The organism is Micromonospora sp. RTBAU3-60, assembly GCF_054963695.1.
The window spans coordinates 25,463-33,265 of sequence record NZ_JBUEGB010000072.1; the positions used below are offsets into that span (position 1 = coordinate 25,463).

Genomic DNA, 7,803 nt, shown 5'->3' on the forward strand with positions numbered 1-7,803 from the left:
CGCAGCGGCCGCCCGATCGCCTCTGCGATGATCCGGATGGTCCCTTCGCTTGGTTTCTTCGAGGTCGGCGACGAGAGCCGGCATCCGCGTACGGTCAGGGCTGGAGGTCGACCACGCCTTTGCCGCTCAGGATGTCGAGCGGCACCGAGACCTGGTCGTGGGTGATCAACCAAGCGCCGTCGATCTTCTGGAGGCAGTAGGTGACCCTGACCCACATGCCGTCCATCGCCACCCCGTTCTGCAACGTGCCGCTGAGGCGGGCGAAGGCGTATCCGAACGCCATGTCGTCGCCCGCGACGACGGTCAGGTCGCGAACCTCGTAAGCCAGACGGTCGAAGACCTCGAACACCCGGGCCCAGTTCGCGAGCTTCGCCGCGATGCCGACGTGTTGCAGCGGCGGCTCGACGTCGAAGGACACGACGTCCGGCGCGTAGAGCTGCTTCAAGCCCTCGAGGTCCTTGGCGGTGACTCGGTCGACGATCGTGTCGATCTGCCGGCGGATCCCGGCTGCGTCATGATTTCCCATGCCGCCGACGCTATGACCTTGGAGTTATGCTGTCCAAGACCGGTATTGCTATGGCGTTATGTATCGGAAGGCATGATGGAGCTGAACTCGCTCCGGCAGTTCCTGGTGGTGGCGCGGCTGGAGCACCTCAGCCGGGCCGCCGACGAGCTGCGGGTCGCCCAGCCGTCGTTGAGCCGCACCATCGCCCGCCTGGAGAGCGAACTGGGGGTGCCGTTGTTCGACCGAAGCGGACGGCTCCGCCTGAACGACACCGGCAAGCTCTTCCGCGATCACGTCGAACGCGCCCTCGGCGAGCTCGACGCCGGACGACGCGCCGTCGCCGAGGCCGCAAGTCAGGGCCTGGGCACCGTGAGACTGGCGTCGGAGACCTTCCTCACCCTCACCGGGCCGCTGGCGGCCTTCAAGCGCGCCCATCCTGCCATCGAGATCGAACTCCACTGGTCGCCGTCGGAGGACATGGGCCGCCGCCTGCGTGCCCAGGACGTCGATCTGTGCATCGCCTCGCAGCCGATCCACGCCGAAGGCCTGGAATCGGCGCACCTGTTCGACGAAGCGGTGGCGGTGGTGGTGCCGCTCGGCCACCCGCTGGCGGACCGCACGACGATGACCGTCGACGAACTCGCCGACCAGCCCTTCGTCACCGCCCGCAAGGGGCATTGGCTCCGCCGCCTGCTCGACCGGCTCTTCGCCGCCCACGGCCTCACCCCGAAGATCGTCTGCGAAAGCGACGAGCACAGCGCCATCGCCAGCATGATCAGCGCCGGACTCGGCATCGGCCTGGTCCCCGCCTTCGCCCGCCGCAGCGCCCCCCACGCCCCGGTCGCCTGGATCACCGTCGACAACGCCGACTGCCGACGCACAGTCACCCTTTACTGGGGCGCGGACAGCCACCTGTCAGCCGCCGCCCGCCTGATGCGCACCACGATCACCCGCTGGGACTGGACAACCGGCGCGCCGCAAGGCGAACGGCCCTAAGCGGTGCCTGGGTCTTTGCCGGTGTCGACTTCGCTCTGCCAGAACAGTCCGGTGGACGGGAACTGTGACTCCTCACCCGCGGAAGTGCTGGCACAGGCCTCAACGGGGCCTGTGCCAGCACACGTCACGCTCTCATTCTCAGAATCCGACGGCCTCGCGGAGCAGCAGGACAGTGCCGCGCCCGGGTTCGGGTTCAGCGTTGAGGATGAGCACGCGGTTGAGGGCGCTGGGCACCCCGTATACCTTCTTGGCGCGCTCGTTTTCCAGCGGGAGGCAGTGCTCTTCGACGCGGCGCAGCGCGGCGGGCAGGTCGGGCACCACCTTCTGTGCCCCGACGACCCAGATCGCGCGGGCGGCGGCGCCGGCGTAGCCGGGCAGCTGGCTTCCGCTGGCCGAGCCGGCCACCAGGGAGCCGGTTTCGGTGACCGCGGCGACGCTGCCCACGATGACGTCGGGGACCGACAGCGCCTGCCAGATCTCGTTCCTTTGGGTGGCCCGATCCATGGTGTGCGCCCGTGACTTGACGGAGTCGTACCGCCCGCTCTTGTTGATGTCCTCCTCGATGCCGGACAGGCGGAGGGTTTCGCAGGCGCCGGTGAACACGACGGCGCCCTCCGGAATGAGTTCTTCGATACGGGTACGAGCGGCAGCGAGGTCATCGAGGATCTCGACGACGAAGCCGTGTTCGGTCAGCGCGGCGGCCGCCCGCTCCAGGCGCTGCTCGGACGCCGGGTCGGTGAACAGCGGTGCCGGGATCGGAGTGGTCATAATGTCTCCTGCTCGCCAGGTCATGTACTGGGGTCTTCATCAGTTCGACAGCGCAAACCCGCGGAATGTGAGGCGGCGCGCCGGCCTCACATTCCGGCGCGCTGTCTTGTCGACCTGATGAGGGCAGATTCGACCGAAGGAGCCTGCGGCACTATGACCACCCGATCTGGGCCAGATACCACTCATTCAGGGCGGGGCCGATCCGAGCCGGACCTGGACGCGGTCATGGGCGAGCGGCGGCACCTGATCAATCTCACCTACCGGCTCCTCGGTTCCCTGGCCGAGGCTGAGGACGCCGTCCAGGAGACCTACGCCCGCTGGTACGCCATGTCCGCGCCGCAGCGGAGCGCCGTCGAGTCCCCAGGCGCCTGGCTGACGACGGTCGCCAGCCGCATCTGCCTGAACCTGCTCGGCTCGGCACGGGCCCGGCGGGAGACCTACGTGGGCGAATGGATCCCGGAGCCGCTGCCCGAGCTCGCCGAATGGACCAGCATCCGGCCGGGCGGCACCGCCGGCGACCCGGCCGACCGGGTGACCCTCGACGAGTCGGTCGGCATGGCCTTCCTTGTCGTGCTCGAATCGATGACCCCGGCCGAGCGCGTCGCTTTCATCCTGCACGACGTCTTCCGCTACCCCTTCGCCGAGGTAGCCGAAATCACCGGCCGCACCCCGGCCGCGTGCCGCAAGCTGGCCTCCTCAGCCCGCCGCCGCATCCGCGCGGCGCAGGCACCCGCGACCCCGGCGATTCAGCAGGGCGGCATCGTTAGGGCCTTCAAGGAGGCATGGGAAGCCAAGGACATCGACGCCCTCATCGGCCTGCTGGACCCCGACGCCACGGCGACCGCCGACGGCGGCGGCCTCGCCTTGGCCTTCCTGGACCCCATCGAAGGCGCCGAGCAGGTCGCTTGCGCCTGGATCGAGATCGCCAACCGGACGGCCGGCACCACGACGTTCCTGGAACGCACGGTCAACGGCCTGCCCGGGCTGGTGGCCGAGCAAGACGGCGCCACCGTGACAGTGTTCGCCTTCGACATCGCAGACGACCGGATCAGGCACATCTGGGTCATCCGCAACCCGGAGAAACTCCGTCCCTGGACGACCGCCTGACGCGATGCCGGCTCGTGGTGTCGCGCCGCGTCCGCTGCGGTGCGCGATGGGCTGGCATGGACCTTGCCCTGCCGAATACCTCGTCCGCGTAGGTCACGCGGCGTGCTAGATCCGGATATTTGGCAGGCCGCCGTAGCTGTGGGCGTCGTGGTCTGTTCAGCGGGGCTGGGCGTCGTCTTGCAAGCCGGCCGCTCGGCGCCAGCGGGTGACTTCGGTTTCGTGTGAACCGGTAGCGGTCGCGGCCGTGACCGCCGCCGGATCCGGTCGGCCGGTCAGTAGGGTCAAGGGCCAGGCCGGAACGCCCCCCGCGCCGAAGTAAGCGGTCCAGGTCCATGGATCATCGAAGTGCCATGCACGACCGTCGGCAACGCCGCCGCCGGCATCGAGGAAGGCGTACGGCCTGAAGACCAGTTTGAGCGTGAGCGTGAACGGAACGCCGCCGCCGGGCCACCTCGCCGTTCCAGCGCACGCCCTCCGCGTCCGGATCGACCTCCCACCAGGGCCAGCGGACGCTGACATACGCCTCGTCGACGCCGGTGACGACCGTTGGCGTGAACGGGCAGGAGATACGCAGCACGTCCCCGACGCGGTAGACCATGCGTGGCAGGTTAGCGCGCGGCACGCCGGGCAGGGCCGGTCGTTGAGGGCACCAGGGATCGGCAGTCGTTGACGACTCGATCTGGGTAGACGTGACCGTGGGCGAGTAGGTCACCAGTACGCCGTGTCGATCGAGGATTCGAAGTCGGCGAACACGAGTGGATCGTCGAGTGTGTACGGACGACGTCAGCCCGCCACGAATCATGGGCATTGTGATTGCATAGATGATCGAGCACGCTATGAGTCGTCTTCGATGGGCATGTCATCCGGCCAGGGCGACCTCGGCCTCTCGGGACCCGGGGGCGGCGGACTGGGCAGCTCGGCGGCGCCGGTGGTAGTGAACGGTCAAGATACCGAGCAGCGGTCCCCAGGCGGCCAGCGGTAGGTAGGCGATCCAGAACGCGACGCTCTGCCAGCCCTCTGTGATCGGCGTGTCCGGGCTGCCGTTGAGCATCCGGCCAGAGGCCATCATGGCCAGCGCGTACGGGAAGATCATCAGGGCGGTCGCACCGAGGCTGGCGGGGATGACGGCGGCGAGGGTCGGTACCCGGCGACCGCGCAGGCCCGGGATCCACCTCGGCCACACCTCGCCCCACTGGCACACCAGCCCGAGGGCGAGGAATGCCAGCACCTCGCTGACGAGGCTGAGCGTCATGATGTACCAGATCCCTTCGAACAGGATCGGACCGTGGCCGGGCGGCGGGGCGTCCATGCGCTTCACGAGCGGAGCCTCAAAGGCGAAGGCTGTGATCCGCCAGATGGTGGACGGCAGCGTGGTCAGGGCGGCGGCGTATGCGGCCAGGATGGCCCAGCGGGGCACGCCCACCGCCGTCCGACCATGCAGCTTCGTCAGGATGGTGCGAGCGGTCATAGGGAAATCTCCTTGTCCAAACGCTGATCGTTGCGGATAGCCACGAGCCGGTGGGCAATGCCGAGCGTTGCTATTTCAAGATCGCAGCCACGCCGAGCCCCACGCATCCCCTGCAAAGGGGACCGGATCACTCGCGCGGGGGGAGACGGACCTGGACCACACGCACGGCGGACGAGGCCGAACCACCGTGGACACGAGGCACCGGCACGGTCCGCATGACGCGGGAGGGTCAAATTGACGGCTGATCTTGGTTGTTGAGTTGGTTAGTGGTTGGCCGGGGTGAGCCGGCCCTCGAAGGCGATCTGGAACGCGTTGAGGGGTGCTCCCACACCTATGATTGCGGGGGCTGGGCGTTCGTCCGGCCCCGCAACCACTACGAGGGGCGATGACTGCACCACTGGGCAGCGTCGAGGCCCTGCTACCGCCAGAGCACGGCTTCATCATCGTGGCGGGCGCGGCCGCCGAGTTTCTGGACGACCCCTTCTCCGGCGAGGTGCCGCTCTGCTCCGCCGGCGATGACATCCTGTACCTGATGAGCGCGTCGGATTCCTATCACTGGGCCCGCGTCGTGCTCGAGTTGTGGTCCGCCGCCCCGCCCGACGATGGCCAGGACGTGGACGCTCAGCAGCAGGTGACCCTGGCACTGAGTGACGGCACGGTACACGTCTCCGGCATGTTGGAGTTCCAAGCCAGCCCGATCCTGACCCTTGGGCCGCCGGGCCGCTACCACGCCCAGGTGAGTGTCACCGGCCGCGCCGAACTGCGCCGGATCGAAGCCCAACCGGGCCACCCCATCCCCATCATGGATGTCGAACGATTCCGGGTCCGCTTCTGGGCTGCCGACAACTGACCAGCCCTGCACGCCGGTCCGTTCCGCGGACTAGAGATCTAGATGCCCGCGTCGAGCGCCAGCGCCGTCGCCTCGCCGCGGGAGCTGACTTCCAACTTCTTCAGCAGACCGGCGACGTGGAACTTCACGGTGCTTTCGGTGATGCCGAGCTCGATGCCGATGGCCTTGTTGCGTTTCCCCTGGGCGACAAGGCGAAGTACCTCGAGCTCCCGCCGGTTCAGGCTGCTCAGCTTGCTTCCGCCGGAACGATCGGGAGCTGGAGCGAGTGGGAGGCTGATGGTGGCGCGGCTGCCCCAATCGGGCACGGCGTTGAGCTCGACAGTGGCGGCCAGCGTACGGGCACGGCCGTCGACGCCGCTCACGACGCGGAGTCGATCACCGAGGCCGTGGGCTCCCGTGCCGTCGTCGCCGTCGTGTGCACACACGGGCACAATGACCACGTCACCGCCGCGCCGCGTCTCGCCAGGGAGTGCTACGCGCCGGTCCTGCTACACCCCGGCGACGAGAAGCTGTGGGAGCAGAGCTACCCGGACGAGAAGTTCTGGCCGGCGACCGACGAGCAGCGGATCGCTGTGGCGGGCACGGAACTGCGGGCGATTCACACCCCGGGGCACTCACCCGGGTCGATCTGCCTGCACCTGCCCGAAGTAGGGGTCCTGTTCACCGGCGACACCCTGTTCTGTGGCGGTCCCGGCGCCACCGGCCGCTCGTTCTCGGTCCCGACGATCATCTCCTCGATCCGGGAAAGGCTGACCAACTTGATTAGGAATCGTCGGTGATCATAGGTTAACCGTGTGGACGGTGGCGTCTCGCTTTTGGGCTGGTTCGGGGGAGATTCCGGTGAGGTGGGCCGGTCGTGATCGCGGGTTCTCCTGGATCGATGGCGGGGCGATGAGTCGGTGACCGGAAAGCTGCCGCTGGCTGAGGGTGAGGTCTCCCGTACCGCTTGCGCCCGTGCGTTGCTCCGATCGGGGGTGGACGAGGAGAGCGGTGAGGTTCTGTCGCAGGCGGTGCTGGCGCAACGTGTCGGCTGGTGTGCCGATCTGGTGGCGGGGATGGTCTCCGGCCTGTTGGCGGAGCGGTGGAACTGCGCGGATGTGGAGGTGTTGGCCTCCGGACACGACGCGGGTGGCCGGAAACTTCCGTCGAATGCGTGGATGGCGTTGCGGCGCTTGGGCTGGACGGTTACCGCGCCGGTGGGTGTGAGGGTCAATGACCGGGTCGTGCGGATGGCGCAGGAGCAGGCCGGGCGGGTTCTGCGCTCGGCGTCGTGGCGTGCTGACCTTACCGCCGGGGTCCTGGCGACGTGGCCGGCCGATCCGCGTAAACGCACCCCGCGGGAGTGGGAGCAGGTTCGGGCGTCGATCCCTGGCGGGCAGCATCTGCCGTCGAGCGTCATCAAGGGCCGCACCCGGCAGGCCGCCAGGTTCCTTGCCGTCAATGGGCGGCTGCCGGTGGACGTGTTCGAGCTGGAAGGCGTCCCAAGGGTCGCGCGGATGCTGCTGCTGGCCGCGTGTGACCGGCAGCAGGCCACCATCGAACGCAGCGACACCGACCCTGCGAGGGTGTTGCTGCGCTTGCAGTTGCCCACCCGCCCCGATCCGCAGGCGTATCGGGACTGGACGTGGGTGGCCTGTCCGATCAGCCTGCCGCCCACGGTTCCCGCCTCGGCGATACTGCACCTGCCCACGGTCCGCGTGGCCGGCCGGCAGGTGCACGCCGACATGGCATACACGCACGCCGTGCCGAAAGCCCGGCGCACCGGTCACACGGTGGCGCTCGGCGTGGACTGGGGCCTCAACACCCTCCTCAGCGCGGGCGCCCTGCGGCTCCACGAGGGCGGGCGGATCAGCGCGTTGGGGACGGGTGGTCAGTTCCGGGCCGCCGGCATCCTCGCCAAACAGCACCGCCTGCGCCGGCACGGTGAGCGGCTGCACGCCAAAGCCGACCACTACCAACGCCTCACCGGCCGTGACGAGCAGCATCACCTCGCCGGCAAACTGACGGTCCTGCGCGACGAAATCCGCCACGTGTCCCAGCGCCGGACGAACCTGAACGCCGCGCTCGCGTGGGCTGCCGCCCGCTGGGCGGTCGACCAGGCTATCGCCT

General features: G+C 68.6%; 9 protein-coding genes. 5 read left to right on the forward strand and 4 right to left on the reverse strand.

Going from position 1 to position 7,803, the window contains the following annotated elements:
• Window positions 1-94: 94 nt before the first annotated feature.
• Window positions 95-526, reverse strand: a complete 432-nt coding sequence (locus tag ACY34I_RS34445; protein ID WP_462759338.1) for a YybH family protein — start codon at window positions 524-526, stop codon at window positions 95-97.
• On the opposite strand from ACY34I_RS34445, the gene ACY34I_RS34450 reads away from it, so the two are divergent.
• The gene (locus ACY34I_RS34450; protein ID WP_462759339.1) at window positions 515-1,501 is read left to right on the forward strand and encodes a LysR substrate-binding domain-containing protein; all 987 of its coding nucleotides are present in this window, start codon (window positions 515-517) and stop codon (window positions 1,499-1,501) included. The two genes, ACY34I_RS34445 and ACY34I_RS34450, sit on opposite strands and share 12 nt — an antisense overlap.
• Before the next feature lie 138 nt (window positions 1,502-1,639).
• On the opposite strand, the gene ACY34I_RS34455 is transcribed toward ACY34I_RS34450, so the two are convergent.
• Entirely contained in the window at window positions 1,640-2,269 is a 630-nt protein-coding gene (locus tag ACY34I_RS34455) for an LUD domain-containing protein (RefSeq protein WP_462759340.1), read from the reverse strand.
• A 225-nt stretch (window positions 2,270-2,494) separates the two neighbouring features.
• Between ACY34I_RS34455 and sigJ the strand changes: the two genes are divergently transcribed.
• Entirely contained in the window at window positions 2,495-3,376 is an 882-nt protein-coding gene (gene sigJ, locus ACY34I_RS34460; RefSeq protein ID WP_462759341.1) for an RNA polymerase sigma factor SigJ, read from the forward strand.
• Between the two features lie 859 nt (window positions 3,377-4,235).
• Here the strand turns inward: sigJ and ACY34I_RS34465 are convergent.
• Entirely contained in the window at window positions 4,236-4,844 is a 609-nt protein-coding gene (locus ACY34I_RS34465; RefSeq protein ID WP_462759342.1) for a hypothetical protein, read from the reverse strand.
• A gap of 385 nt (window positions 4,845-5,229) precedes the next feature.
• On the opposite strand from ACY34I_RS34465, the gene ACY34I_RS34470 reads away from it, so the two are divergent.
• Window positions 5,230-5,694, forward strand: coding sequence for a hypothetical protein (locus ACY34I_RS34470; protein ID WP_462759343.1), 465 nt, complete (start codon window positions 5,230-5,232; stop codon window positions 5,692-5,694).
• Between the two features lie 38 nt (window positions 5,695-5,732).
• Here the strand turns inward: ACY34I_RS34470 and ACY34I_RS34475 are convergent, their stop codons facing one another.
• Window positions 5,733-6,056: a response regulator transcription factor gene (locus ACY34I_RS34475; protein WP_462759344.1), complete on the reverse strand. Its 324-nt coding sequence runs from the start codon at window positions 6,054-6,056 to the stop codon at window positions 5,733-5,735.
• Window positions 6,057-6,080: 24 nt separating this feature from the next.
• On the opposite strand from ACY34I_RS34475, the gene ACY34I_RS34480 reads away from it, so the two are divergent.
• Together ACY34I_RS34480 and ACY34I_RS34485 are read left to right on the forward strand one after the other, a co-directional pair.
• Complete coding sequence (locus ACY34I_RS34480; protein WP_462759345.1) at window positions 6,081-6,473, forward strand: MBL fold metallo-hydrolase; 393 nt, start codon at window positions 6,081-6,083, stop codon at window positions 6,471-6,473.
• Window positions 6,474-6,593: 120 nt separating this feature from the next.
• Window positions 6,594-7,803: hypothetical protein (locus tag ACY34I_RS34485; RefSeq protein ID WP_462759346.1), on the forward strand; the 1,210-nt coding region annotated here is incomplete at its 3' end.